Source organism: Stenotrophomonas sp. STEN008 (assembly GCF_056760435.1).
Genome location: NZ_JBRRET010000036.1, coordinates 15,347 through 40,165 on the forward strand (window position 1 = coordinate 15,347; position 24,819 = coordinate 40,165).

At 67.1% G+C, this 24,819-nt stretch carries 18 protein-coding genes and 1 riboswitch; of the genes, 12 read left to right on the forward strand and 6 right to left on the reverse strand.

The window, feature by feature from the left end:
• The first annotated feature begins 40 nt into the window (after positions 1-40).
• The 4 genes from ACVOME_RS15170 to ACVOME_RS15185 all read left to right on the forward strand — a co-directional run bounded on the left by ACVOME_RS15170 (position 41) and on the right by ACVOME_RS15185 (position 5,131).
• Positions 41-2,104, forward strand: coding sequence for a 3-hydroxyacyl-CoA dehydrogenase NAD-binding domain-containing protein (locus tag ACVOME_RS15170; protein WP_481505248.1), 2,064 nt, complete (start codon positions 41-43; stop codon positions 2,102-2,104).
• Positions 2,105-2,770: 666 nt separating this feature from the next.
• The gene (locus ACVOME_RS15175) at positions 2,771-3,634 is read left to right on the forward strand and encodes a pirin family protein (RefSeq protein ID WP_053518997.1); all 864 of its coding nucleotides are present in this window, start codon (positions 2,771-2,773) and stop codon (positions 3,632-3,634) included.
• Positions 3,635-3,755: 121 nt separating this feature from the next.
• Positions 3,756-4,475 (forward strand): aquaporin Z, encoded by a 720-nt coding sequence (gene aqpZ / locus ACVOME_RS15180; protein ID WP_460255916.1) that lies wholly within the window; start codon positions 3,756-3,758, stop codon positions 4,473-4,475.
• Positions 4,476-4,672: 197 nt separating this feature from the next.
• Positions 4,673-5,131 (forward strand): hypothetical protein, encoded by a 459-nt coding sequence (locus tag ACVOME_RS15185; RefSeq protein ID WP_053518999.1) that lies wholly within the window; start codon positions 4,673-4,675, stop codon positions 5,129-5,131.
• Between the two features lie 194 nt (positions 5,132-5,325).
• On the opposite strand, the gene ACVOME_RS15190 is transcribed toward ACVOME_RS15185, so the two are convergent.
• Positions 5,326-6,177 carry a pirin family protein gene (locus ACVOME_RS15190; protein WP_065182659.1) on the reverse strand — a complete coding sequence of 284 codons (852 nt, stop codon included), beginning with the start codon at positions 6,175-6,177 and terminating at the stop codon, positions 5,326-5,328.
• 269 nt (positions 6,178-6,446) lie between these two features.
• Here ACVOME_RS15190 and ACVOME_RS15195 point away from each other — a divergent pair, with 269 nt between their 5' ends.
• Positions 6,447-8,528 carry a carbon starvation CstA family protein gene (locus ACVOME_RS15195; RefSeq protein WP_053519002.1) on the forward strand — a complete coding sequence of 694 codons (2,082 nt, stop codon included), beginning with the start codon at positions 6,447-6,449 and terminating at the stop codon, positions 8,526-8,528.
• Positions 8,528-8,752 (forward strand): YbdD/YjiX family protein, encoded by a 225-nt coding sequence (locus ACVOME_RS15200; protein WP_053519004.1) that lies wholly within the window; start codon positions 8,528-8,530, stop codon positions 8,750-8,752. Before ACVOME_RS15195 ends, ACVOME_RS15200 begins: the two co-directional genes overlap by 1 nt.
• A gap of 70 nt (positions 8,753-8,822) precedes the next feature.
• Here the strand turns inward: ACVOME_RS15200 and ACVOME_RS15205 are convergent, their stop codons facing one another.
• Positions 8,823-10,073 carry a DUF819 family protein gene (locus tag ACVOME_RS15205; protein ID WP_277380980.1) on the reverse strand — a complete coding sequence of 417 codons (1,251 nt, stop codon included), beginning with the start codon at positions 10,071-10,073 and terminating at the stop codon, positions 8,823-8,825.
• A gap of 131 nt (positions 10,074-10,204) precedes the next feature.
• Here ACVOME_RS15205 and ACVOME_RS15210 point away from each other — a divergent pair, with 131 nt between their 5' ends.
• Positions 10,205-10,591: a VOC family protein gene (locus tag ACVOME_RS15210; protein ID WP_277380981.1), complete on the forward strand. Its 387-nt coding sequence runs from the start codon at positions 10,205-10,207 to the stop codon at positions 10,589-10,591.
• Positions 10,592-10,605: 14 nt separating this feature from the next.
• Here the strand turns inward: ACVOME_RS15210 and ACVOME_RS15215 are convergent, their stop codons facing one another.
• Complete coding sequence (locus ACVOME_RS15215; protein ID WP_065174832.1) at positions 10,606-11,892, reverse strand: sensor histidine kinase; 1,287 nt, start codon at positions 11,890-11,892, stop codon at positions 10,606-10,608.
• On the reverse strand, positions 11,879-12,592 hold the full coding sequence (locus ACVOME_RS15220; protein ID WP_065174831.1) for a response regulator transcription factor: 714 nt from the start codon (positions 12,590-12,592) through the stop codon (positions 11,879-11,881). The genes ACVOME_RS15215 and ACVOME_RS15220 overlap by 14 nt, the downstream gene beginning before the upstream one ends.
• A gap of 131 nt (positions 12,593-12,723) precedes the next feature.
• On the opposite strand from ACVOME_RS15220, the gene ACVOME_RS15225 reads away from it, so the two are divergent.
• The 4 genes from ACVOME_RS15225 to ACVOME_RS15240 all read left to right on the forward strand — a co-directional run bounded on the left by ACVOME_RS15225 (position 12,724) and on the right by ACVOME_RS15240 (position 19,499).
• Complete coding sequence (locus tag ACVOME_RS15225) at positions 12,724-14,427, forward strand: ArnT family glycosyltransferase (RefSeq protein WP_481505249.1); 1,704 nt, start codon at positions 12,724-12,726, stop codon at positions 14,425-14,427.
• A 111-nt stretch (positions 14,428-14,538) separates the two neighbouring features.
• Positions 14,539-15,291: a phosphatase PAP2 family protein gene (locus ACVOME_RS15230; protein WP_074899518.1), complete on the forward strand. Its 753-nt coding sequence runs from the start codon at positions 14,539-14,541 to the stop codon at positions 15,289-15,291.
• Complete coding sequence (locus ACVOME_RS15235; protein WP_481505250.1) at positions 15,288-16,937, forward strand: phosphoethanolamine transferase; 1,650 nt, start codon at positions 15,288-15,290, stop codon at positions 16,935-16,937. Before ACVOME_RS15230 ends, ACVOME_RS15235 begins: the two co-directional genes overlap by 4 nt.
• A 594-nt stretch (positions 16,938-17,531) precedes the next feature.
• The gene (locus ACVOME_RS15240; protein WP_164151614.1) at positions 17,532-19,499 is read left to right on the forward strand and encodes a M2 family metallopeptidase; all 1,968 of its coding nucleotides are present in this window, start codon (positions 17,532-17,534) and stop codon (positions 19,497-19,499) included.
• A gap of 170 nt (positions 19,500-19,669) precedes the next feature.
• Here the strand turns inward: ACVOME_RS15240 and ACVOME_RS15245 are convergent, their stop codons facing one another.
• A complete protein-coding gene (locus ACVOME_RS15245) occupies positions 19,670-20,011 on the reverse strand; it encodes a hypothetical protein (RefSeq protein WP_481505251.1) in 342 nt (113 codons plus the stop codon).
• 91 nt (positions 20,012-20,102) lie between these two features.
• Positions 20,103-21,329, reverse strand: coding sequence for a multidrug effflux MFS transporter (locus tag ACVOME_RS15250; RefSeq protein ID WP_459040157.1), 1,227 nt, complete (start codon positions 21,327-21,329; stop codon positions 20,103-20,105).
• Between the two features lie 301 nt (positions 21,330-21,630).
• Positions 21,631-21,733, forward strand: a riboswitch (glycine riboswitch).
• Between the two features lie 62 nt (positions 21,734-21,795).
• On the opposite strand from ACVOME_RS15250, the gene gcvP reads away from it, so the two are divergent.
• Positions 21,796-24,663 (forward strand): aminomethyl-transferring glycine dehydrogenase, encoded by a 2,868-nt coding sequence (gene gcvP, locus ACVOME_RS15255; protein ID WP_065174824.1) that lies wholly within the window; start codon positions 21,796-21,798, stop codon positions 24,661-24,663.
• Positions 24,664-24,819 lie beyond the last annotated feature (156 nt).

The window sequence follows — 24,819 nt, forward strand, 5'->3', positions numbered from 1 at the left end:
ATCATAGCCGCTTCTCCATACACAACCGGATGGAACGTCCATGCTCTCAGGCTTCGATGGTCTCCGCTTCAGCCACTGGCACCCCGAGATCCGCGACGACGGCGTGGTGGTCCTGTCCCTGGATCGTCAGGACAGCAGTGTCAACGCGATGTCGCAGGACGTGCTGCTGGAGCTGGGCGATCTGCTCGAACGCATCGCGCTGGATCCGCCGAAGGGCGTGGTGATCCAGTCCCTGAAGAAGGCCGGCTTCATCGCCGGCGCCGATCTGAAGGAATTCCAGGAGTTCGACCGGCGCGGCACCGTCAACGATGCCATCCGTCGCGGCCAATCCACCTACCAGAAGCTGGCGGAGCTGCCCTGCCCGACCGTTGCAGCCATCCATGGCCACTGCCTGGGTGGCGGCACCGAGCTGGCCCTGGCCTGCCGTTACCGCGTGGCCTCCAACGACAGCAGCACCCGCATCGGGCTGCCGGAAACCCAGTTGGGCATCTTCCCCGGCTGGGGTGGCAGCGCGCGCCTGCCGCAGCTGGTCGGCGCCCCGGCGGCGATGGACATGATGCTGACCGGCCGCACCCTCTCGGCCTCGGCCGCGCGTGGCATCGGCCTGGTCGACAAGGTGGTGGCACCGGCGGTGGTGCTCGACACCGCCGTCGCACTGGCGCTGGCCGGCACCACGCGGCCGTTCAAGCAGCGTGCGCTGGCATGGACCAGCAACACCTGGCTGGCGCGCAAGGTACTGGCACCGCAGATGATCAAGCAGGTCGCGCGCAAGGCGAAGAAGGACCAGTACCCGGCGCCCTATGCACTGATCAGCACCTGGCAGCGCAGCGCCGGCAAGCCGGTGCAGGCCCGCCTGGATGCCGAACGCCGCGCGGTGGTCAAACTGGCCAGCACGCCGACCGCGCGCAATCTGATCCGCATCTTCTTCCTGACCGAGCGCCTGAAGGGTCTGGGCGGCGGCGATTCCGGCATTCGCCACGTGCACGTGGTCGGCGCCGGCGTGATGGGCGGTGACATCGCCGCGTGGGCGGCCTACAAGGGCTTCGAGGTCACCCTGCAGGATCGCGAGCAGCGCTTCATCGATCCGGCGATGGAACGCGCGCAGGCACTGTTCGCCAGGAAGGTGAAGGACGAGAGCAAGCGTCCGGCGGTGGCGGCGCGGCTGCGGGCGGACCTGGAGGGCAAAGGCGTGGCCGACGCCGATCTGGTGATCGAGGCGATCATCGAGAACCCGGAGGCCAAGCGCGCGCTGTACCAGACGCTGGAGCCGGGCATGAAGGCCGATGCGCTGCTGACCACCAATACCTCGTCGATTCCGCTGATGGAACTGCGCGACCACATCCAGCGCCCGGCGCAGTTCGCCGGCCTGCACTACTTCAATCCGGTGGCACAGATGCCGCTGGTGGAAATCATCCATCACGACGGCATGGCGCCGGAGACCGAGCGCCGTCTGGCAGCGTTCTGCAAGGCGCTGGGCAAGTTCCCGGTACCGGTGGCGGGCAGCCCGGGCTTCCTGGTCAACCGCGTGCTGTTCCCGTACATGCTGGAGGCGGCCACCGCCTATGCCGAAGGTATCCCGGGCCCGGTGATCGACAAGGCAGCGGTGAAGTTCGGCATGCCGATGGGCCCCATCGAGTTGATCGACACGGTCGGCCTGGATGTCGCCGCCGGCGTGGGCCGCGAGCTGGCGCCGTTCCTCGGCCTGCAGATTCCGGCGGCGCTGCAGACGGTGGAAGCCGACAAGCGCGGCAAGAAGGATGGCCAGGGCATCTACACCTGGGAGAACGGCAAGCCGAAGAAGCCGGATGTCGCCAGCGACTACCAGGCCCCTGCGGACCTGGAAGATCGCCTGATCCTGCCGCTGCTCAACGAGGCCGTGGCCTGCCTGCACGAAGGCGTGGTGGCCGATGCGGACCTGCTGGATGCGGGCGTGATTTTCGGCACCGGATTCGCGCCGTTCCGCGGGGGTCCGATCCAGCACATCCGCGCGGTGGGTGCCGATGCGATCGTCGAGCGCCTGAAGGCGCTGCAGCAGCGTCACGGTGACCGCTTTGCCCCGCGCCCGGGCTGGGACAACCCTGCCTTGCGCGAACCGGTGGTGTGATGTGATCGGCCGGGCCTGCGGCCCGGCACCCGCAGAGGCAACGTCAAGTTCCACAGCAGAAGCCAGAGCCGGAGCAACAGCCGGCTCTGGCTTTTCTGTTTGTCGGGCGGGGGGGGGGGGGGGGGGGGGGGGGGGGGGGGGGGGGGGGGGGGCGGGCGGGGGGTGGGGGGGGGGGGGGCCCCCGCCCCCCCCCCCCCCCCCCCCCCCCCCCCCCCCCCCCCCCCCCCCCACCCCCGACAGTTTCCCGGTGACGGTGGTGAATCTCGATTCCGGTGTGGATCACTACGAACTGGTGGGTGTCGACCTTGGTCGCCACCAGGAGCGAAGCGACCGGCGTTTGATGTTGATTTTCTTTTTCTTTTCCGTGGCTGGACGCACACGGAAACTGCCAGGGGCCGGGGGGGGGGGGGGGGGGGGGGGGGGGGGGGGGGGGGGGGGGGCGCGCGCCCCCCCCCCCCCCCCCCGGCGGCCACGCGCCCCCCCCCCCCCCCCCCCCCCCCCCCCCCCCCCCCCCGGCCAAGCGCGGCTGTTGCTTTACTCGGCCAAGCAGCCAGCCACGAGGGGCTGCGCCGTTGGCTGGAACACCCTGTTACCCGCATGGGGCATGTGCCCGTCACGGCCGCATGCCATGCTGGCACTCTTGATCCTTGCCAGCGAGACGCCCGCATGACCACCATCATCGCCCCGCGCGTACACGACATCGGCGGCCTGGAAGTCCGCCGCGCCGTCCCCACCCTGCAGGCCCGCAGCATCGGTTCGTTCGTATTCGTCGACCAGATGGGCCCGGCCGTCCTTACCGCAGGTACCGGCATCGACGTGCGTCCCCATCCGCATATCGGCCTGGCCACCGTCACCTTCCTCTGGTCCGGCGCCATCGGCCACCGCGACACGCTCGGCTCGGACCAGGTGATCCGTCCCGGCGACGTCAACTGGATGACCGCCGGCCGCGGCATCGCGCACTCCGAACGCACGCCCCCGCCGGAGCGCGGTCACGACCATCCGATCCACGGGATGCAGACCTGGGTGGCATTGCCGAAGTCGCACGAGGAAGTGGAGCCGGCGTTCTATCACCACGCCGCCGCGACCCTCCCGGAGCAGCGCCGCAACGGTGCCTGGCTACGCGTGATCGCAGGCCGTGCCTATGGCGAGGAGTCGCCGGTGAAGGTCTTCGCCGACACGCTCAATGTAGCCATCGACCTCGATCCCGACGCGGAGATCGACATCGATGACGGCCACCGCGAGCGGGCGCTGTACATCCTCGAAGGCCAGGCGCAGCTGGATGGCGTGGACATCCCGGCGCAGCACCTGGTGATTCCCGAGGCCGGCGCGCGCGGCCGGCTGCGCGCGAAGACCCCGCTCAAGGCCATGCTGTTCGGCGGCGAACCGCTGGATGGCCCGCGTCACCTGTGGTGGAACTTCGTCTCCAGCTCCAAGGAGCGCATCGAACAGGCGAAACAGGACTGGGAAGCCGGCCGGTTCGGCAGCATTCCCGGCGACGACAAGGAGTTCATCCCGCTGCCGCAGTACTGAGCATCGCGCGCTGCACACACCCTGAGGTGTATCCCTGCACCGGCCTTTGACGCTATCGTCACTCGCCGGTCACTGAAATGTGACCTGTTTCACATTTTAGTTCATCAAAGGAGTGCAGTTCATGAGCATGGGTAAACGCTTGGCCGCCGAGTTCCTCGGCACTTTCTGGCTGGTTCTGGGTGGCTGTGGCAGTGCGGTACTGGCTGCCAAGTTCGGCGGCGACGGCAATCCGCTGGGCATCGGCTTCCTGGGCGTGGCACTCGCGTTCGGCTTGACCGTGGTCACCGGCGCCTACGCGTTCGGTCACGTGTCCGGCGCGCACTTCAATCCGGCAGTCAGCGTGGGCCTGTGGGCCGGCGGCCGCTTCCCGGCCCGCGACCTGGTGCCGTACATCATCGCCCAGGTCGCGGGCGGCCTGCTGGCCGGCTTCATCCTGCTGCAGATCGCTTCCGGCGCCAGCGGCTTCGCCATCGACGGCAGCCAGGCCGGGGCCTTCGCCAGCAACGGCTACGATGCGCTGTCGCCCGGCGGGTACAGCGTGGCGGCCGCCTTCCTGTGCGAAGTGGTGCTGACTGCGGTATTTCTGGTCGTGATCATGGGCGCCACCCATGGCAAGGCACCGGCAGGGTTCGCTCCGCTGGCGATCGGTCTGGCATTGACCCTGATCCATCTGATCAGCATCCCGGTCACCAACACGTCGGTGAACCCGGCTCGGTCCACCGCGGTGGCGTTCTTCGCCGGCAGCGGCGCGGTCGGCCAGCTCTGGCTGTTCTGGGTCGCCCCCCTGCTGGGCGGCATGATCGGCGGCATCATCTACAAGTGGGTCGGTAACGACCGTTGAGTGCTGCCCGGACCATTGCGGCCGACAGTCGGCCGCAATGGTTACGGTTGTAACCGCAATTTGTGCGGGCACTCACGTTCCGTTAAGGTCTGTTTGACCGCCCGTGCACATGCCGGGCGGGGATGGCATCCGGGGATGGGATGCCACGGCCGCCAGCAGCATGGCGGCGTCACACGACACGCCACCTTGGGGGATGCATGAAGTTCGCGCCTGTTGTCCTGTCGAGCCTGTTGTTTGCTGCGGCCCAGGCCGCCGCGCAGGCACCCGCCGAATGTCCTTCGCTGCCGGCGAGCAGCGGCCTGAAATGGCAGCAGCAGGTGCAGTCGGACTTCCTGCTCTGCCGCGCCAGCACCGAGGATGGACGGGAAGTACTGAGCCTGATGCTGAGCGCACGCGATCCGGCGATTCCGCTCAGCCGCTCGCTGCGCCAGGAAAAAGGCAGTTTCGCCGGCGAGTCACTGTACTGGTACCAGCCCGATCTGGGTGGACAGCAGCCGCCGGGATACGCCGAACGACGCATCAGCGTGATCAAGCTGGACAAGGGCCGGTATGCGCAGATTGCCCTGTACCCGGGCAGCACGCAGGAACTGGGGTCGCTGCAGCAGCTGGCGCAGGGCATGAGCCTGACGCCCTCGGCCGTAGCCGCCGGACGTTGACGGTGATGGGGATGACTGCCTGGCAGCATCCCCGCCGGATCCGACGCGTTGGCAGCAACGCCGGGCATGGCCTGATGGATGTGCGTTGCGCGTGTTGTGCCGGAGATCCGCCGGGCATGGCCCGGCGCTACCGACCTCTTCCGCCGGGCATGGCCCGGCGCTACCGGCTTTCTTCGGAGGGGCGGCGTCGGCCCTCAGAACCTGCCTTCCTGGAAATCGACGAAGGCCTGCATCAGTTCCTGGCGCGTGTTCATCACGAACGGGCCATGCCGCATCACCGGCTCCCGCAGTGGTCGGCCGGCCACCAGAATCAGCCGCGCCCCTTCGCTTCCAGCCGAAACGTGCAGCTGTTCACCGCCACCGAGCACCGCCAGCTCCTGGCGGGCCACATCACGTGCGGCATCCTGCTCGCCGACCGTGATCGCGCCCTCGAAGACATAGGCAAACGCGTTGTGGCCTTCCGGAAGCGTGTAGGTCCAGGCACGATCGGCCTCGAGGCGGACGTCCAGATACAACGGATCGGTGGCCGGCTGCACGATCGGGCCGGTGGTGCCATCGACAGTACCGGCGATCACCTTCACCTCCACACCCGGCTCCGGCTGCACCACCGGGATGCGTTCCGGCGCGAACTCCTGGTACTTCGGGTCCGTCATCTTCTCGCGCGCGGGCAGGTTCACCCACAGCTGGAAACCGCGCATCTGCCCGCTTTCCTGTTCCGGCATCTCCGAATGCACCAGGCCCCGGCCTGCAGTCATCCACTGCACGCTGCCCGGGGTCAGCAGGCCCTCGTTGCCGTGGTTGTCGCGGTGGCGCATGCGTCCGTCCAGCATGTAGGTGACCGTCTCGAAACCGCGGTGCGGATGCTCCGGGAAACCGGCGATGTAGTCTTCGGCGCGGTCCGTACCGAATTCATCCAGCAGCAGGAACGGATCCAGATCCGGCAGCGTCGGGCCGCCGATGACACGGGTCAGGCGCACGCCGGCGCCGTCGGACGTGGGCATGCCACGGATGGTGCGCAGGACGCGGACCGGTTCGGGAAGGCTCATGGCGACTCCTGTTGGATGGATGCCACTGAAGATGGACGCCGCGGCGCCGTCCGCCAATGGATGACGCCGCAACCGATTGTTCCATCCCTGGTGTTCGCCGGGCGTCATGCCGGCGGTTCCGCGACACGGATGTCTGCCCGCAGCCCATGCCGCACACGCGGTCACCACCTTCGTACGACCAAAGTACTACCGCCGATGGGCCCCGCACGCATTGACCCTGTAAAGGGCACGCGGGACTCTTTGAATGTCTTTCCGGGAGAGAGCACCTCATGAAAGGGTTTGCCAAACTGGGTTGGGCGGCACTCGCCCTGCTCGGCGCGTTCTGTCTGGGCACCGTGGCCTTGCGCCGCGGCGAACATATCAACGCGCTGTGGATCGTCGTCGCCGCTGTTTCGATCTACCTGATCGCCTATCGCTTCTACAGCCTGTTCATCGCCAACAAGGTGATGCAGGTGGATCCGACCCGGGCTACGCCGGCGGTGATCAACAACGATGGCCTGGACTACGTGCCGACCAACAAGCACGTGCTGTTCGGCCACCACTTCGCGGCCATCGCCGGCGCCGGTCCACTGGTGGGCCCGGTGCTCGCGGCGCAGATGGGCTACCTGCCCGGACTGCTGTGGCTGGTGGTGGGCGTGGTGCTGGCCGGTGCGGTACAGGACTTCATGGTCCTGTTCCTGTCCAGCCGGCGCAACGGCCGCTCACTGGGCGATCTGGTCCGCGAGGAAATGGGACAGGTGCCCGGCACCATCGCGCTGTTCGGCGCGTTCCTGATCATGATCATCATCCTGGCGGTGCTGGCGATGGTGGTGGTCAAGGCGCTGGCGGAAAGCCCCTGGGGCATGTTCACGGTGATAGCCACGATGCCCATCGCCATCCTGATGGGCATCTACATGCGCTACATCCGGCCGGGCAAGATCGGCGAGATCTCGGTGGTGGGCCTGGTGCTGCTGCTGGCCGCGATCTGGTACGGCGGCAAGGTTGCTGCAGATCCGGTGTGGGGCCCGGCCTTCACCTTCACCGGCACGCAGATCACCTGGATGCTGATCGGCTACGGCTTCGTCGCTTCGGTGCTGCCCGTGTGGCTGTTGCTGGCACCGCGCGACTACCTGTCGACCTTCCTCAAGATCGGCACCATCGTCGCTCTGGCCATCGGCATCCTGATCGTGATGCCCGAGCTGAAAATGCCCGCACTGACCCAGTTCGCCGCCAGTGGCGATGGCCCGGTGTGGAAGGGCGGCATGTTCCCGTTCCTGTTCATCACCATTGCCTGCGGCGCGGTATCCGGTTTCCACGCGCTGATTTCCTCGGGCACCACACCGAAGCTGCTGGCCAATGAATCGCACATGCGCTACATCGGCTATGGCGGCATGCTGATGGAATCGTTCGTGGCGGTGATGGCGCTGGTGGCTGCGTCGATCATCGATCCGGGCATCTACTTCGCGATGAACAGCCCGGCGGCGGTGATCGGTGCCGATGCGGCGTCTGCCGCGCACTACATCACCAACACCTGGGGCTTCACCATCACGCCGGAACAGCTGACCGCCACGGCCGCCGCGATCGGCGAACCGACGATCCTGCACCGCGCCGGTGGTGCTCCGACGCTGGCGGTGGGCATCGCAATGATCCTGCATGAAGCCATTCCCAGCGGCAGCGACGCGATGATGGCGTTCTGGTACCACTTCGCCATCCTGTTCGAAGCGTTGTTCATCCTGACCGCCGTGGATGCGGGCACCCGCGCAGGCCGCTTCATGCTGCAGGATCTGCTGGGCAACTTCATTCCGGCGCTGAAGAAGACCGAGTCGTGGACGGCCAACATCATCGGCACGGCCGGCTGCGTGGCGCTGTGGGGCTACTTGCTCTACACCGGCGTGGTCGATCCGTTCGGCGGCATCCAGACCCTGTGGCCGCTGTTCGGCATCTCCAACCAGATGCTGGCCGGTATCGCGCTGATGCTGGGGACGGTGGTGCTGTTCAAGATGAAGCGTGACCGCTATGCCTGGGTGACCGCAGTACCGGCCACCTGGCTGCTGATCTGCACCACCTATGCCGGCTTCATCAAGATCTTCGACAGCAACCCGGCGCAGGGCTTCCTGGCGCAGGCGCACAAGTTCCAGGCCGCCATCGCCAGCGACACCATCACCGCACCGGCCAAGTCGGTGGCGCAGATGCAGCAGATCGTGGTCAATGCCTACGTCAACACCGGCCTGACCGCGCTGTTCCTGCTGGTGGTGGGTGCGGTGCTGACCTATTCGATCCGCACGATCCTGGCCGCACGCCGCAATCCGCAGCGTAGCGACCGCGAGACCCCGTACGTGGCGCTGAAGCCGCATGAAATGGTGGATCTGTAATGAGCACGCAACTGGTTCCCGTTGGCCAGTACCAGGCGCACCGCCGCGTGTGGCGACGCCTGGTGCAGACGGCACGCCTGTGCTGTGGCATCCCTGATTACGACAACTACGTCCGGCACATGCTGGAGAAGCATCCGGACCAGGAACCGATGGACTACAAGACGTTCTTCCGCGAACGTCAGGAAGCGCGGTACGGCGGACGCAACGGCGGACGCTGCTGCTGAAAGGCATGACGCGGGCGCCGGGCATGAAACCCGGCGCCCGTTGCAGGGAGACGCAGAGCGCGACCCGCGCTCAGCCGTTGGCCATCCACTTCAGGATCAGGCCGGTGACATAGGCCAGCCCGGTGCCGGTGGCATAGCCCACCGTGCCGAGCAGCACGCCGACCGGTGCCAGTGTCGGATGGAAGGCCGCAGCCACCACCGGCGCCGATGCCGCCGCACCGATGTTGCCCTGCGAACCAATGGCGAAGAAGAACAGCGGCGCACGGACCAGCTTGGCCACGGCCCACAGCACCAGCACGTGGGTCGCCATCCAGATCGCGCCGAGCAGGAACAGCCACGGCCGATCCAGCAGCGACAGCAGGTTCATCTGCATGCCGATGCAGGCGATCAGGAAGTACAGGAACACCGTGCCCAGGCGCGAGGCACCCGCCGCTTCCAGACGACGTGCACGGGTGAAGCTCAAGCCCAGGCCCATCGCGGTGGACAGCAGGATCACCCAGACGAACTGGCTGTCCAGGCTGAACTGGCTGGCCCAGCTGACGTTGGCCTTGAACCAGCCCGACAGCGGCTCGGCGATCGCGTGCGCCAGGCCGACACCGCCCAGGGCAACGCCGACGATCACCATCAGGTCGGTCATGCTGGGAATACGCGCGTTCTGCGCTTCATAGGCGCTGATGCGCGCCTTCATCTCGTCGATGGCACGGGTGTCGGCACCGTTGCGCGTGTCGATCTGCTGCGCGCGGTTGGCCAGGAACAGCAGGATCGCCATCCACAGGCTGGCGCAGGCCACATCGACCACGGCGAACTGCCCGAAGGTCGTGGCATCGGTACCGAAGATCTCGCGCATGGCGACCATGTTGGCGCCACCGCCGATCCAGCTGCCGGCCAGCGCCGCCATGCCAGCCCAGGTGTCACCGGCCACGGTTTCCGGGTGGATCAGCTTCATCACCTGGAACGAGACGATGGCGCCGAGCATGATGCCGGCGGTACCGGCACAGAACACGAGCAGCAGCTTCGGGCCGAGCTTGATGACCCCTTTGAGGTCGATCGACAGGGTCAGCAGGACCAGCGCGGCAGGCAGCAGCACATCGCGTGCGACTGGGTTGTACAGCGACGTGTTGTGGCCATCGATGACACCGGCGGTGTTGTAGATGGCCGGGATGAAGTAACACAGCAGCAGGGCCGGCACCCAGGCGAAGATCTTCTTCAGCAGGGGGGTGGGACCACTGGCGGCCCAGAAGATCAGGGCCAGGGTGGCGGCAATCAGGCCCAGGCCAACGATGTCGTTGTTGATAAGGGCAGTAGCGGGTTCGGTCGGCATGGGATCCTCTGTCGATCGAAAGAGCGGAAAAAAAAGCGCCGCATAAGGCGGCGCGGGTCGAGATTAACACCCTCTTCACGGCGGGTCATGCTGCAGTGCCGGCCTCGCCTTTCCCGAAACGGAGCGTGTCCATGCAACTGGGTGCCTTCTCGGTCAGCCTTTCGGTCAAGGACCTGGCCGCCTCCCGCGCGTTCTATGAGGCACTGGGCTTCTCGGTGACCGGCGGCGATGCAACGCAGAACTGGCTGGTGATGCGCAACGATGGTGTCGTCATCGGCCTGTTCCAGGGCATGTTTGAAGGCAACCTGCTGACCTTCAACCCGGGCTGGGACCAGCACAAGCAGGAACTGCCGCGTTTCCAGGACGTCCGCGAACTGCAGGCAGCGCTGGATGCGCAGGGTATCGCGCTGCAGGTCCGGGCCGATCCCGACAGTGAAGGCCCCGCCTTCCTGCAACTGATGGATCCGGACGGCAACGTGATCCTGGTCGACCAGCATGTGCCGCGGCCGAAGGCCTGACCCCGCGACTGCGATCATCCGCCTGGGCGCGAAGCACCGAAATCCAGCGTGGCCTGCGTCCCGCGCGGCTCGCAGGGCTGCAGCTGCAGGGTCCAGCCCAGGTGCTCGCACAGGCGCGCGATCAGGTCCAGGCCGATCCCGCCACGATCGACACGCTCTCCCCGGGCCATGCGTGCGTGGATCGCAGCGATCTCCTCCGGGCTCATGCCATGCCCCGGGTCCTGCAGGGTCAGCACCGCCGAAGCGCTCAGGCGCAGTTCGATGTGCCCGCGGCCGCTGTTCTCGATCGCGTTGCGCAACAGGTTGCCGATCGCCGCCTGCACCACCGCCAGCGGGGCAACGATGTCCACCGGCGCGGCCTGGATACCGATGCTCAGGTCCTTGTCGCCCAGCAGATGGCGATGATGCTCGACGATGTCCGGCAGCAGCTGGTCCAGTGCGATGCGCTCGGCACGCGCCGCCAGCCGCGCCGGATCGCGCGCAAGCACCAGCAGCAGTTCGATCAGTTGCTCCACGCCCTGCGCGGTGCGCAGCACGCGCTGGATCTGCTGCCGGGCACGGTCCGGCAGGCCCGGCTGCTCCAGGGCCAGCTCGGCGGCGCCGGTCATCACCGCAATCGGGGTGCGCAGCTCATGGCTGGCAGTGCTGATGAACACCCGCTCGCGTTCAACGAACTGCTCGTTGCGTTCGAGGTAGTCATTCAACGCATCGGCGATGGTGTGCAGCTCGGAACTGCCACGCGGGTCGACATCGATGCGCTGGCCCTGCGCGCCCGGCCGCAACGCGCCGATGCGCTGCGCCAGGAGGCTGAGCGGACGCACCATGCGCTCCATGCCGAAGGACGCCATCAGCACGGTGACGAAGATCATGATCACCCCGGCCAGCATCACCCACCGCGTGGCGAACTGCTCAAGGTCGTGGAAGTCGGAGATGTCCAGCACCAGCGCAACGCGCCCCATCGAGTCCGTATCACGCACCATGACCGCCGTTTCGCGGTCCTTCACCATCACCCCGTCATGCAGGCCGGGATGCAGGGTGCGCAGGCTGTCAGGCAGGTTCACCGCGTCGAAACGGTACAGGCTGAGCGTGTCCGAGTCCTGCCATCGATAGTGTGGCTCGTGCTCGACATGCTCGACGATGCTGTCCAGTTCGGAGTTGAGCAGCGCGCGCCAGGCGGCGTGTTCGGCGTGCTCGTGCACATAGTTGCCTACGCTGAACACCGCCAGCGAAAGCAGTGCCAGGTAGCCCAGCAGCCACCACAGCACGCGGCGGTACAGCGGGCCGGGTCTACGCACCTTCATCGTCATTCCTGCCGGCCTCGGCGGCGGTGGGCAGGGCCAACCGGTAGCCGACCCGCGGCAGCGTGTGGATCAGCTTGTCCACGAACGGTCCATCCACGCTGCGGCGCAGTTCGTAGACATGCGAGCGCAGCAGGTCGCCGTCCGGTGGCTCGTCGCCCCACAGGGCGAATTCGAGCTGCTGGCGGGTGACCGCGCCGGGGCTGGCGCGCATCAGCACTTCCAGCAGCTTGCGGCAGGCCGGATACAGATGCAGGACCTGTCCGGCGCGCTGCGCCTCCAGGGTCGCCAGGTCCAGCACCAGATCACCCACCTGCAGCCGCTTGCGGGGGTTGCGTCCCTGTGCCCGCAGCAGCAGGGCCTCCAGCCGCACTTCCAGCTCCGGCAACGCGAACGGCTTGGTCAGGTAGTCATCAGCGCCGGCACGGAAGCCGGCAATCTTGTCCGGCAGTTCGTCGCGTGCGGTCAGCATGATCACCGGCACCTCCGAGCCATGCTCGGCACGCAGGCGGCGCAGCACTTCCGGCCCTTCCATCCGGGGCAGCATCCAGTCCAGGATCACCGCGTCATAGGGATGGCTGCCCGCCAGATGCAGGCCGGTGATGCCATCGGGAGCCACATCCAGCACATGACCGCGCGACTCGAAGTAGTCGAACAGATTGGCCACCAGCTGCCGGTTGTCCTCGATCACCAACAGGCGCATGCATGAAAGTTCCACGGAAGTTCGTACCATGGTAGCGCCACGCATGTCGGAATGAGGTCGCCCCGGCGATACTCCGACGCTTTTCCCACCCCCGCCGCCTCAAAATGGCCGTTTTGCTCCCGGAGCCTGCCGTGCCCGTAGCCCTGCCCCGCCGTTGGCGCCTGCCCCTGCTCTGGCTGTTGATCATCGCGGCACTGGCTGCCGGCATCGGCATGCGCCAGCCGCAGCCACCGGACGAACCCCGCTTCGTACTGGCCGCCAGGACCATGGTGGAAAGCGGGGAATGGCTGCTGCCGCACCGTGGCAGCGAGCTGTATGCGGAGAAGCCGCCGGTGTTCATGTGGCTGCAGGCCGCGGCCTACGAAGCGGTAGGCAGCTGGCAGTGGTCGTTCCTGCTGCCTTCGCTGCTGGGGGCCCTGCTCAGTCTGTGGTTGGTGTCGGATCTGGCACGCCGACTGTGGTCGCCGCGCCACTCCCTCTATGCCATCGGTGCCCTGTTCTGCACCCTGCAGTTCGGCCTGATGGCCAAGCGTGCGCAGATCGATATGGTGCTGGTCGGGATGACCACGCTGGCCCTGTGGGGCCTGCTGCGGCATCTGTGCGAGCGACGCAATGTGCCGGCGCTGTGGCTGGCCGGCTTTGCCGCCGGCCTGGGCACGGTGACCAAAGGCGTAGGTTTCCTGCCGCTGCTGATGGTGCTGCCCTGGTTCGGCTGGTGGCTGTACCAGCATCGCCGCGGCCGTCGCATCGAGGGCCCGCACCCGGCGACCCTGCTGTGGCTGATCCCTGCATTCCTGCTCGGCGTGGCCGTCTGGCTGGCCCCGCTGGGCTGGGCCCTGCTGCACGAACCCAGTGCCTCGCTGCAGTCCTATGCGCATGAACTGCTGTTCAAGCAGACCGGCACCCGCTATGCCAACGCCTGGCACCACCGGCAGCCGGTCTGGTACTACCTGCAGGTGATCCTGACACTGTGGCTGCCGGGTGCCCTGTTGCTGCCGGTGCTGGCCCGCCCGTGGTGGCGGCGCCTGCGCCGTGGCGACCGCCGGCAGTGGCTGCTGCTGGGGTGGGCGCTGCTGGTGCTGGTGTTCTTCAGCGCCAGCCCCGGCAAGCGCGAGGTCTACCTGCTGCCGATGCTGCCTGCCGTGGCCCTTGCCGCCGCGCCCCTGCTGCCCGGCCTGCTGCGCAGGCTGTGCGTGCGCCGGTATCTGTTCGGTTACAGCCTGGTGCTGATGCTGGCAACCGCCGTGCTGGGCGTGATGCTGCTCACCGAAAGTCACTGGGCGCAGGCGCAGCTGCAGCGGCGTGCGATGCCCGACACCCTGCTGCCGGTGCTGGGCGACGGCCTGCTGACGTTCGCGATCGCCGTGGCTACCCTGGCCGTGTGGTTGCGCGTGCGGCGCGCCGCCACCCTGGTACTGCTCACCCACGGCCTGCTGTGGATGCTGTACGGCCTGGTGCTGATTCCGGCGCTCGACCCCTACGCCTCGTCGTCGGCGCTGATGCGCCGGGTCGGCGCGAGGATCGGCCCCGATGCCGAACTGGCACTGGTGGCCTGGCGCGAGCAGAACCTGCTGCAGGCCGACCGCGCCGTGCGCGAGTTCGGCTTCAAGCGGCCCTGGCCTGAACAGTGGCACGACGCCGGCCCCTGGCTGGCCGAAGCACCCGACCGGCGCTGGCTGCTGGTACTCGACAAGGCCATGAGTCCCTGCGTGGATGCCGCCCAGGTGATCGACATCGGCGTCGCCAACCGCAACCGCTGGCAACTGGTGCCCGGCACTGCCTGGGATTCCGGCTGCCACGCCGAGCGGGCCGGCGCCAACGAAGAAGAAGACTGAATCATCCCCCACGCGGGCCGGCGGTTAACCCGGCCCGAACGCAGGTCCGACCCTTCTCCGACATCAACCTGACGAGCATGGCGCCGGTTCATCGTCACGGTGTTTTCCTGCATGTCCGTCCGTCCTCCCGTCTCCGGGGTTGCTTCGGCCTACTCCACGCTGGCATCGCGGTTCGCCGTGACCCACCTGTGGCTTCCACTGCTCATCGTGCTTCCCCTGTTCGCCGTGTTCATGGAGGGGGGAGCCGATCAATGGCTGGCTGACCACCTGTTCCGGTTGGAGGGCGGCCGCTGGGCACTGCAGGACGCGTGGTTCACCCGTTCGCTGGTGCACCGGGGCGGCAAGTGGTTCAGCACCGCCGCGGCGCTCGTGGTGATACTGCTGAGCTTTCACCACTGGCGCCGCGGACGTGATCGCACCCTGCGGTGGGCGCTGCTTTATGTCGTAATTGCCCTGGCTCTGGGAACCGGCGGCGTGTCTCTGCTGAAGTCGCTGGTGCCGATGGACTGCCCGTGGGATCTGCTGCGCTACGGCGGCCACCAGCCTTATATCGGGCTTTTCAGCCATCGTCCGGCCGACATGCCGGTGATCGCGTGCTTTCCCGCCGGCCATGCCAGTGCCGGCTATGCCTGGCTGAGCCTGTACTTTTTCGCCCTGCTGTGGCGTCCTGCCTGGCGCTGGACCGGCCTGGCACTGGGCCTGGGCAGCGGGCTGCTGTTCGGCATCAGCCAGCAGCTGCGGGGTGCACATTTTCTGTCGCATGACCTTGCCACAGCCCTGCTGTGCTGGCTGCTGTCACTGGGGCTGTACGTTCTGGTCCGCCATCACCTGGACCGCACCAACCGCCTGGAGGCGAACGCATGAATGCTTCGGTCCAACGCTCGTTCCGTGTGCCATCGCTGGCCGTCCTGCGCAGCTGGCGGCCACAGCTGTCCACCGAGGCGTTGATCGCGCTGACCAGCCTGTTCTTCGCCCTGGCCGGCAACGGCCTGTTCTGGCGCAGCGCGATGGCCAGCCACCCGGAGAGCCTGCGCTACGCGGTGTCGCTGCTGCTGTTGCTGCTCGGCACGCATGGCCTGCTGCTGGGCCTGCTGGTCTGGCGCTGGAACGCCAAGTTGGTGATCAGCGCGCTGCTGCTGGTAACGGCCTTCGCCGCCCACTACATGAGCCGTTACCACATCTATCTGGACGCGGACATGCTGCGCAACGTGCTGGCGACCGATCCGAAGGAAAGCCGCGAACTGATGACGGTCTCGCTGCTGTGGCCGGTACTGCTGCTGGCGGCACTGCCGATGGTGCTGGTGTGGCGGGTGCAGCTGCAGCGGCGCAGCTGGGGGCGCAGCCTGCTGTGGCGCCTGGGCTTCCTGGCGGTGGCTGCGGTGACCGCTGTTGGCGGTGCACTGATCTCGTTCCAGGACGTCTCCGCACTGATGCGCAACCAGCGTGAAGTGCGTTACCTCGCCACCCCGGCCAACGTGCTGCTGGGTCTTCCACGTGCACTGCGCGGCGACAACCCGGTGCAGCGCGCGCCGAAACTGCCGATCGGCACCGACGCCAAGGCCACCCCACGCGCTCCGGCGAGCAAACCGCGGCTGCTGGTAATCGTGATGGGCGAGACCGTGCGTGCACAGAACTGGGGCCTCAACGGCGGCCGCAATACCACGCCGGAACTGGCCCAGGCACCGGTGATCAACTTCCCCGACATGCACTCCTGCGGCACCAGCACCGAAGTTTCGCTGCCCTGCCTGTTCTCGCCATGGGGACGCCACGACTACGACGAGAAGAAGATCCGCGCGCACCAGTCGCTGCTGCACGTACTGAACCGTGCCGGCATCGCACCGCTGTGGCGTGACAACCAGTCCGGCTGCAAAGGCGTGTGCGAAGGACTGGACTTCCAGTCGCTGTCCGATGCGACCACCCCGGGCCTGTGCGCCGACGGCCGCTGCATGGACGAGATCCTGCTGCAGGACCTGGCCACCCAGGTGCGTGCCAAACCCGGCGACCGCGTGGTCGTGCTGCACCAGCTGGGCAACCATGGCCCGGCGTACTTCGAGCGCTATCCGGCCGCCTTTGCCCGCTTCAAGCCAACCTGCGACACCCGTGACATCGGCCGTTGCTCACGCGAAGAGATCACCAACAGCTATGACAATGCCGTGCTGTACACCGATCATTTCCTGAGCAAGACCATCGGCACGCTGCAGGGCATGCAGGACTACGACACAGCGATGATCTACCTGTCCGACCATGGCGAATCGCTGGGTGAGAAGGGCCTGTACCTGCACGGCGTGCCCTATGCGATCGCCCCGGCCGAGCAGACCCGCGTACCGATGACGATGTGGTTCTCGCCGGGCTTCGCCAGCAGTCGCGGGCTGGACCTGCAATGCGTGCGCAAGCGTTCGGCAGCGTATACCGACCACGACAACCTGTTCCCGTCGGTGCTGGGCCTGATGCAGGTGAAGACGGCGCTGTACGAGCGCGATCGCGACGTGTTCGCCGGCTGCGAGAGTTGAGGGGGGTTCGGCAGGGCTTGCAGCCCTGCACCCGCAGAAGCCGAGGCAACGTCAAAAGCCGAAGCGCATTCCGTGGGATGGCGGGGCACTGTGGGTTCGCGGGGACGGCGCAAGTACGTCCATGTAGCCTTGGTCGCGCCATCCATGGCGCTCACACCCCGCAAACCCACAGTACCCTGCCTTCGACAGGTTCACTCCGCTGTTGGTAGGTGAAATTCCGGGGTCAGATCCGTCTTCCTGCGGAAAACGGATCTGACCCCAATTTGATTGTCGATACCTGACAGATGTGCCGACCAAGGTCGACACCCACCAACAGCCGCCGCGATCTGTCAGAGGTGGGGCGGTGTGGGATTGCAGGACCGTTGGCGCCATGGATGGCGCCATCGAGCCCCCATGGATGGGTTTACGGCGTGTCCTGCAAGCCCACACCGCCCCGCCATCCCACGGATAGCCCGCTGTTGCTGTTGCTTTGGCCTTTGCCCTTGCTGGAAGGCTTCTGCGGGTGCCGGGCGCGGCCCGGCCGACTTCCGCCACTTGCGGTGGCAGCGCCTGCCCACTAGCCTTCGGCCGTCGTTCACCACCCAAGGACCGCCCGTGAAACACCGTCATCTCCTGCTGGCCGCTGCTGTCGCCGCCGCCACGCTGGCCCTGGCTGCCTGCAAGAAGGAAGCGTCCCCCGGCGCCGAGACCGCCGGCAGCAGCGCACCGGCCGGCGAGACCGCCGACCAGTTCGTTGCCCGCATCAATGCCGAATACAAGGCTGCCTATCCGGAGATGACCTCGGCGCAGTGGCTGTCTTCCACCTACATCAACAGCGATTCGGAGCGCATCGCGGCCAAGGCCAACGAGCGTTCACTGACCCAGCTCAACAGCTGGATCGAGCAGGCCGCGAAGTTCGAGGGCCAGCCGATGAGCGCAGACAGCAAGCGTGCGATCCATCTGCTGAAGCTGATGTCCTCGATGCCGGCACCGCGCGACCCGGCCAAGCTGGCCGAGCTGACCCAGATCGCCACCCGCATGGAGGGCAGCTACGGTGCCGGCAAGTACTGCACCGATGCCAACGACCCGGCCTCCTGCCGCCAGCTGGGGGAACTGGAACAGGTGCTGGCACGCAGCCGCGACTACGACGCGCAGCTTGACGCCTGGCAGGGCTGGCACAGCACCACGCGGAACATGCGTGGCGACTACCAGAAGTTCGTCAGCCTGGTGAACGAAGGTGCCAAGGGCATGGGCTTCACCGATGCCGGGCAGATGTGGCGCAGCGGCTATGACATGCCGCCGGAGCAGATCGGGCCGGAAACCGACCGCCTGTGGGAGCAGGTCAAGCCGATGTACGAGCAGCTGCACTGCTACGCGCGCGGGAAGCTGGACAAGACCTACGGCAAGGACAAGGCCGAGGTGGGTAATGGCCTGATCGCCGCGCACCTGCTGGGCAACATGTGGCAGCAGGACTGGTCCAACCTGTGGGACCAGCTGGAGCCCTATCCCGGTGCCGGAAGCCTGGACATCACCGCAGCACTGGAAAAGCAGTACCAGACCAACCTGAGTGCTGCGCTGGCCAAGGCTGGCAGGGATGCCAGCGTCGCGGGCCAGTACAGGGCACAGCGCGAAGCCGAACTGCGTACCGCGAAACAGATGACCGAGCGCGCACAGGATTTCTACGTGTCGCTGGGCATGCCCTCGCTGCCGCAGTCGTACTGGGACAAGACCCAGTTCATCAAGCCTGACGACCGTGACGTGGTCTGCCACGCCAGCGCCTGGGACATGAACATGGAAGGCGATGTGCGCACCAAGATGTGCATCAAGCCGAACGAAGAGAACTTCACCACCATCTATCACGAGCTGGGCCACATCTATTACGACCTGGCCTACAACCCGTTGCCGCCCCTGTTCCAGGGCGGCGCCAACGATGGCTTCCACGAAGCAATCGGCGACACGATCGTGCTGGCGATGACGCCCAAGTACCTGAATTCGATCGGTCTCGTTGATGCACCGCAGGAAAGCCGCGAGGCCGTGATCAACGCGCAGATGCGCATGGCGCTGTCGGGCGTTTCATTCCTGCCCTTCGGCCTGATGATCGACCGCTGGCGCTGGGGCGTGTTTGATGGATCGATCACCGCCGACAACTACAACAAGGCATGGTGGGATCTGAAGGCCAAATACCAGGGCGTTGCCCCGGCCAGCACCCGCGGCGAGGAGTTCTTCGATCCGGGCGCGAAGTACCACGTGCCGGGCAATACGCCGTACACCCGCTACTTCCTCGCCCGCATCCTGCAGTTCCAGTTCTACAAGGGCCTGTGCGATGCATCGGGTTACAAGGGCCCGCTGCACGAGTGCACCTTCTACGGCAACAAGGAAGCCGGCCAGAAGTACTGGGCGATGCTCAGCAAGGGCGCCAGCCAGCCGTGGCAGGCCACGCTGAAGGAGCTGACCGGCACCGACAAGCTGGATGCCGGCCCGATGATCGAGTACTTCAGCCCGGTCAATGAGTGGCTCAAGCAGCAGAACGAAGGCCAGATGTGCGGCTGGCAGGCCAGCGCTGCGGCCCCGGTGGCGAAATGAGAAAAGGGGCGGATCCGCGAGGATCCACCCCTTTCGTTCCGGTGGCGCCGGGCCATGCCCGGCGGCCTTGATCACACCGCTGCGTTCGCCGGGCATGGCCCGGCGCTACCCCCTACAGGTCAGCTGTTCTTGTTCGCCGCCCGCGCGGCGGCCAGCTCGGCCTTGTATTACTAGAAGGTCTGGCCCTTCTCCCTGGCCTCGGCCTGCGCGGCATCGCGCAGCGCGTCGGAATACATCAGACGCACCGGCGTACCGTTGCGCTCGTGCAGTTCACCGGCCTGCATGATCAACGCCAGTACCTGCGCGGCGCTCTCGCTATGCCCGGCGATACGGCCATCCATGCCCAGCACCCACTCGCCATCGCGGCGCACGACACCTGCCAGCAGCGTGCGCTGCGCATCACGCAGTTCGGCATGCGGCTCCACCGGCGAAGTCTGGGCAGCGGCCTTGTTGGCAGCCTTCTCTTCCTGGCGGCGGCGCTGGTCGCGACGGGTCTTGGAGGTGGTGGACATGGGGGCGGCATCGCTACGGGGGGGCGCAAGGATAGCGCACCCCGGCCGTGGCGCCGCTTCACGGGTCGCCCGCCACCGCCCCTGCGGCCGGTCAGAGGTCCGTGACCAAGGCCTGCACTGCGCGCTCACGGCGGTGTTCCCAGTACCAGAACACAAACCCGGCGGCGAAGAAGCCGGCCTGGCCCAGCGCCAGATGCAGCGGGCTGGCACTGAGCAGGGGCGACACGACGCCGGCCACCACGGTGCTGACCATCAGCTGCGCGAAGGCCTGCAGCGACGAGGCCAGGCCGCGCTGGTGCGGATACATGTCGAGCACGGCCAGCGCCAGGATCGGGAAGATCAGCGCCATGCCCATGCCGCCCAGGAAAATGGGCAGTACCGCCCACGGCAGCGCGAACTGCGGCGCCAGCACCACGTAGCCGACGTTGAGCAGTGTCGACAGCGCGCACAGGGAGAAGCCGATGGTCACCTGCCGGGTCGGCGTGGTGTGCCCGGCCATGCGCCCGGACAGGAACGCGCCGGCCGTCATGCCACCGATGGTGGGAATGAACAGCCAGGCGAAGTCGCCTTCGCCCAGATGCAGGTGCTGCATCACGAACACCGGCGCGGACGCGATGTACAGGAAAATGCCGCCGAAGCCGATGCTGCCGGCCAGTGCCAGGCGCAGGAAACGCGGGTTGAAGCCGATGCGCACATAGTCACGCAGCAGTGCGCGCGGCGACAGCGGTACCCGCGCCTCCGGCGGATGCGTTTCCGGCAGGAAGCGCGCGGTGGCCACCAGCAGCAGCAGCGAGAAAACCACGAGGAACCAGAAGATCAGCGGCCAGCCGGCACCGCTGAGCAGAATCCAGCCACCGATGATCGGGGCGATGGCCGGCGCGATGCCGAACAGCATCGAGACCTGGCTCATCAACCGCTGGGCGTCATGGCCGTGGTACAGGTCACGGATCACCGCGCGGCCGACGATCATGCCCACGCCCGCCGACAGGCCCTGCAGCGCGCGGAACGCCAGCAGGGTCGGCAGGTCAGTGGACAGCGCGCAGCCGACCGAGGCCCCGGCAAACACCACCAGGCCGCCGAGGATCACCCGCTTGCGGCCCCAGGCATCGGACAGCGGCCCGTGCGCCAGGCTCATCAGGCCATAGAACAGCAGGTAGACGCTGATGGTCTGCTGGACGGCCACCTCATCCACCGCCAGGCGCTGGGCCAGCTGCGGGAAGGCCGGGAAAATGGTGTCGATGGAGAACGGGCCGAACATGGCCAGGCCCGCGAGCAGCAGGGCCATGCGACGAGTGGACGGAGCAACAGCGGCGGTCATGTGAACGGTGTCCGGCAAGGCCATGCGCGGCACGCACGGCGGGCGCCGGTCCCGCTGCAGCAGGGACGGCGCCAGATGAATTCGGGTATCCGCTCATCATAGGCGGGGAATGCGCCCGATGCCATGCAGCACCGCACAAAACGCACGCCCCGGGCCATCGGCCATTCAGGCGCCGGCCCTGCCCGGGCGGCCCCGGCAGCAGGCCATAACCGGCTATAATCGGCGGGCAACACGGTGGGAGAAGCGGAACACCGCTGCCGAAGGCGCAACGCCCGTAATCGCTCAGGCCCGATACCACCCGCAACACAACTCTGGAGAGACCGGTTCGATCCGGCGCCGAAGGGGCACGAAGCTGCGGCCAGCCGCGCTTCCAAACTCTCAGGCAAAAGGACAGAGGGGCGCCCCGCAGCCCGCCATCCGGCGGCTTGTGCCCGTGCGTGTGCCCTTTCCTGACGGATCCTTCGCCATGTCCCAGAACACCCCTTCCCTGCGTGAGCTCGAGCACCACAGTGCGTTCGTCGAGCGCCATATCGGCCCCAATGACGCCGAGATCGCGCAGATGCTCGACGTCGTCGGCCACGCGTCGCTGGATGCGATGACCGATGCCATCGTGCCGGCCAAGATCAAGTCGCCGGCAGCGCTGGCGCTGCCGGAGTCGATCACCGAAGTGGAGGCGCTGGCGAAGATCCGCGCGATCGCCGACAAGAACACCGTGCTGCGCAGCTTCATCGGCCAGGGGTATTACGGCACCCACACGCCGAACGTGATCCTGCGCAACATCCTGGAAAACCCGGCCTGGTACACCGCCTACACCCCGTACCAGGCAGAGATCTCGCAGGGCCGCATGGAAGCGCTGATCAACTTCCAGACCCTGTGCGCCGACCTGACCGGCATGGAGATCGCCAACGCCTCGCTGCTGGACGAAGCCACCGCAGCGGCCGAAGCGATGACCCTGGCCAAGCGTTCGGCCAAGTCGAAGTCGGACACCTTCTTCGTGCACGATGCCGTGCACCCGCAGACCCTGGAGCTGCTGCGCACCCGCGCCGAGCCCATGGGCATCGTGCTGCGCGTCGGCACCCCGGCCGAAGCGCTGGAAGCAGACAGCTTCGGCGTGCTGCTGCAGTATCCGGATACGTTCGGCCAGGTGGCCGACTACCGGGCACTGGTCGAGGCCGTGCATGCACGCGGCGGCCTGGTCGCCGTGGCCACCGATCTGCTGGCGCTGACCCTGCTCGCCGCACCGGGCGAATGGGGCGCGGACATCGTGGTCGGCAACAGCCAGCGTTTCGGCGTGCCGTTCGGCTTCGGTGGCCCGCACGCGGCGTTCATGGCCTGCCGCGATGCCTACAAGCGCTCGATGCCCGGCCGCCTGATCGGCGTCTCGATCGATGCGCAGGGCAACCCGGCCTACCGCCTGACCCTGCAGACCCGCGAGCAGCATATCCGCCGCGAGAAGGCCACCTCCAACATCTGTACCGCACAGGTCCTGCTGGCGGTGATGGCCTCGATGTACGCCGTCTACCACGGTCCGGAAGGCCTGACCCGCATCGCCCGCCGCACCCACCGCCTGGCCGCGATCCTGGCCGCCGCACTGCGCAAGGCCGGCGTGCAGGTTGCTGGCGACTTCTTCGACACCCTGCACGTCACCGGTGTGCACGCCGATGAGATCCACGCCAAGGCGCGCGCCGCCGGCTACAACCTGCGCGCGATCGACAGCGACTCGGTCGGCATCAGCCTGGACGAGACCGCCACCCGCGCCGATGTGGTCGCGCTGGCCGCCGTCTTCGGTGCCCAAGCCGATGTCGATGCACTGGATGCCAGCACCGCCGACGCGCTGCCGGCCGGGCTGCTGCGCCAGTCCGCGTTCCTGACCCATCCGGTGTTCAACACGCACCACAGCGAGCACGAACTGCTGCGCTACCTGCGTTCACTGGCCGACAAGGACTTGGCGATGGACCGCACGATGATCCCGCTGGGCTCGTGCACCATGAAGCTCAACGCCACCGCCGAGATGATCCCGGTGACCTGGCCGGAGTTCTCGCAGATCCATCCGCTGGTGCCGGCCGACCAGGCGCTGGGCTACAAGGAACTGATCGAGTCGCTGGAAGCGATGCTGGTCGAATGCACCGGCTACGATGCGGTCAGCCTGCAGCCGAACTCGGGTGCACAGGGCGAGTACGCCGGCCTGCTGGCGATCCGCGCCTACCACCGCTCGCGTGGTGAGGAGCATCGCGACATCTGCCTGATTCCGGATTCGGCCCACGGTACCAACCCGGCCTCGGCACAGATGTGCGGCATGAAGGTGGTGGTCACCAAGACCGATGCCAACGGCAATGTCGATGTCGAGGACATCCGCCTCAACGCCGAGAAGTACAGCGACCGCCTGGCCGCGATCATGATGACCTACCCGTCCACGCACGGCGTGTTCGAGGAGGAGGTGGTCGAGATCTGCGAAATCATCCACAAGCACGGCGGCCAGGTGTACACCGACGGTGCCAACATGAACGCCCTGGTCGGCGTGGCCAAGCCGGGCAAGTGGGGTTCGGACGTTTCCCACCTGAACCTGCACAAGACCTTCTGCATCCCGCACGGCGGCGGCGGCCCGGGCGTCGGCCCGTGCGCGGTCAAGGCGCACCTGGCCCCGTTCCTGCCGGGCAAGTTGGGTGACAACGGCCCGGTCGGCATGGTCAGCGCCGCCAGCTTCGGCAGCGCCTCGATCCTGCCGATCAGCTGGATGTACATCGCGATGATGGGCCGCGAGGGCCTGCGCAAGGCGACCCAGGTCGCGCAGCTCAATGCCAACTACATCGCCAAGCGCCTGGCGCCGCACTTCAGGACGCTGTACACCGGCCGCAACGGCCTGGTGGCGCATGAGTGCATCCTCGATGTGCGCCCGCTGGAGAAGAGCAGCGGCATCGGCGCCGAGGACGTGGCCAAGCGCCTGATCGACTTCGGCTTCCACGCGCCGACGCTGAGCTTCCCGGTGGCCGGCACGCTGATGGTCGAGCCCACCGAAAGCGAGTCGCTGCATGAGCTGGACCGCTTCATCGATGCCATGATCCAGATCCGCGAGGAAATCCGTGCGATCGAGGATGGCCGCCTGGACCGCGAGGACAATCCGCTGAAGAACGCGCCGCACACCGCCACTGCGGTGACGGCCAGCGAGTGGACCCACGCCTACCCGCGCGAGCTGGCCGCCTTCCCGCTGCCCAGCCTGAAGCTGCAGAAGTACTGGCCGCCGGTGGCCCGCGTCGACAACGTCTACGGCGACAAGAACGTGATGTGCGCCTGCATCCCGGTCGACGCCTACAAGGACGATGAAGTCGAAGCGTGATTGACGGAACGGCCCGCGCAAGCGGGCCGTTTTCGTTTACGGTAGCGGCGGGGCCCGGCCCCCGCCCCGCGCCGGGGGCCCCCGCACCGCGCCCCCCAAAGCCCCCCCGGCAACAGGCCCCGCCACCCCCAACCGCGCCGGCACCCCCCCCCGCGC

Excerpts from the sequence above, each read along its gene's own strand:
- ACVOME_RS15195 (WP_053519002.1), top strand. The coding sequence starts at position 6,447 with ATGAAAGGGTTTGCCAAACTGGGTTGGGCGGCACTCGCCCTGCTCGGC.
- ACVOME_RS15175 (WP_053518997.1), top strand. The coding sequence starts at position 2,771 with ATGACCACCATCATCGCCCCGCGCGTACACGACATCGGCGGCCTGGAA.
- ACVOME_RS15250 (WP_459040157.1), bottom strand. The coding sequence starts at position 21,329 with ATGACCGCCGCTGTTGCTCCGTCCACTCGTCGCATGGCCCTGCTGCTC.
- ACVOME_RS15220 (WP_065174831.1), bottom strand. The coding sequence starts at position 12,592 with ATGCGCCTGTTGGTGATCGAGGACAACCGGCAGCTGGTGGCCAATCTG.
- ACVOME_RS15200 (WP_053519004.1), top strand. The coding sequence starts at position 8,528 with ATGAGCACGCAACTGGTTCCCGTTGGCCAGTACCAGGCGCACCGCCGC.
- ACVOME_RS15235 (WP_481505250.1), top strand. The coding sequence starts at position 15,288 with ATGAATGCTTCGGTCCAACGCTCGTTCCGTGTGCCATCGCTGGCCGTC.
- ACVOME_RS15205 (WP_277380980.1), bottom strand. The coding sequence starts at position 10,073 with ATGCCGACCGAACCCGCTACTGCCCTTATCAACAACGACATCGTTGGC.
- ACVOME_RS15185 (WP_053518999.1), top strand. The coding sequence starts at position 4,673 with ATGAAGTTCGCGCCTGTTGTCCTGTCGAGCCTGTTGTTTGCTGCGGCC.
- aqpZ (WP_460255916.1), top strand. The coding sequence starts at position 3,756 with ATGAGCATGGGTAAACGCTTGGCCGCCGAGTTCCTCGGCACTTTCTGG.
- gcvP (WP_065174824.1), top strand. The coding sequence starts at position 21,796 with ATGTCCCAGAACACCCCTTCCCTGCGTGAGCTCGAGCACCACAGTGCG.
- ACVOME_RS15215 (WP_065174832.1), bottom strand. The coding sequence starts at position 11,892 with ATGAAGGTGCGTAGACCCGGCCCGCTGTACCGCCGCGTGCTGTGGTGG.
- ACVOME_RS15170 (WP_481505248.1), top strand. The coding sequence starts at position 41 with ATGCTCTCAGGCTTCGATGGTCTCCGCTTCAGCCACTGGCACCCCGAG.
- ACVOME_RS15230 (WP_074899518.1), top strand. The coding sequence starts at position 14,539 with ATGTCCGTCCGTCCTCCCGTCTCCGGGGTTGCTTCGGCCTACTCCACG.
- ACVOME_RS15210 (WP_277380981.1), top strand. The coding sequence starts at position 10,205 with ATGCAACTGGGTGCCTTCTCGGTCAGCCTTTCGGTCAAGGACCTGGCC.
- ACVOME_RS15245 (WP_481505251.1), bottom strand. The coding sequence starts at position 20,011 with ATGTCCACCACCTCCAAGACCCGTCGCGACCAGCGCCGCCGCCAGGAA.
- ACVOME_RS15190 (WP_065182659.1), bottom strand. The coding sequence starts at position 6,177 with ATGAGCCTTCCCGAACCGGTCCGCGTCCTGCGCACCATCCGTGGCATG.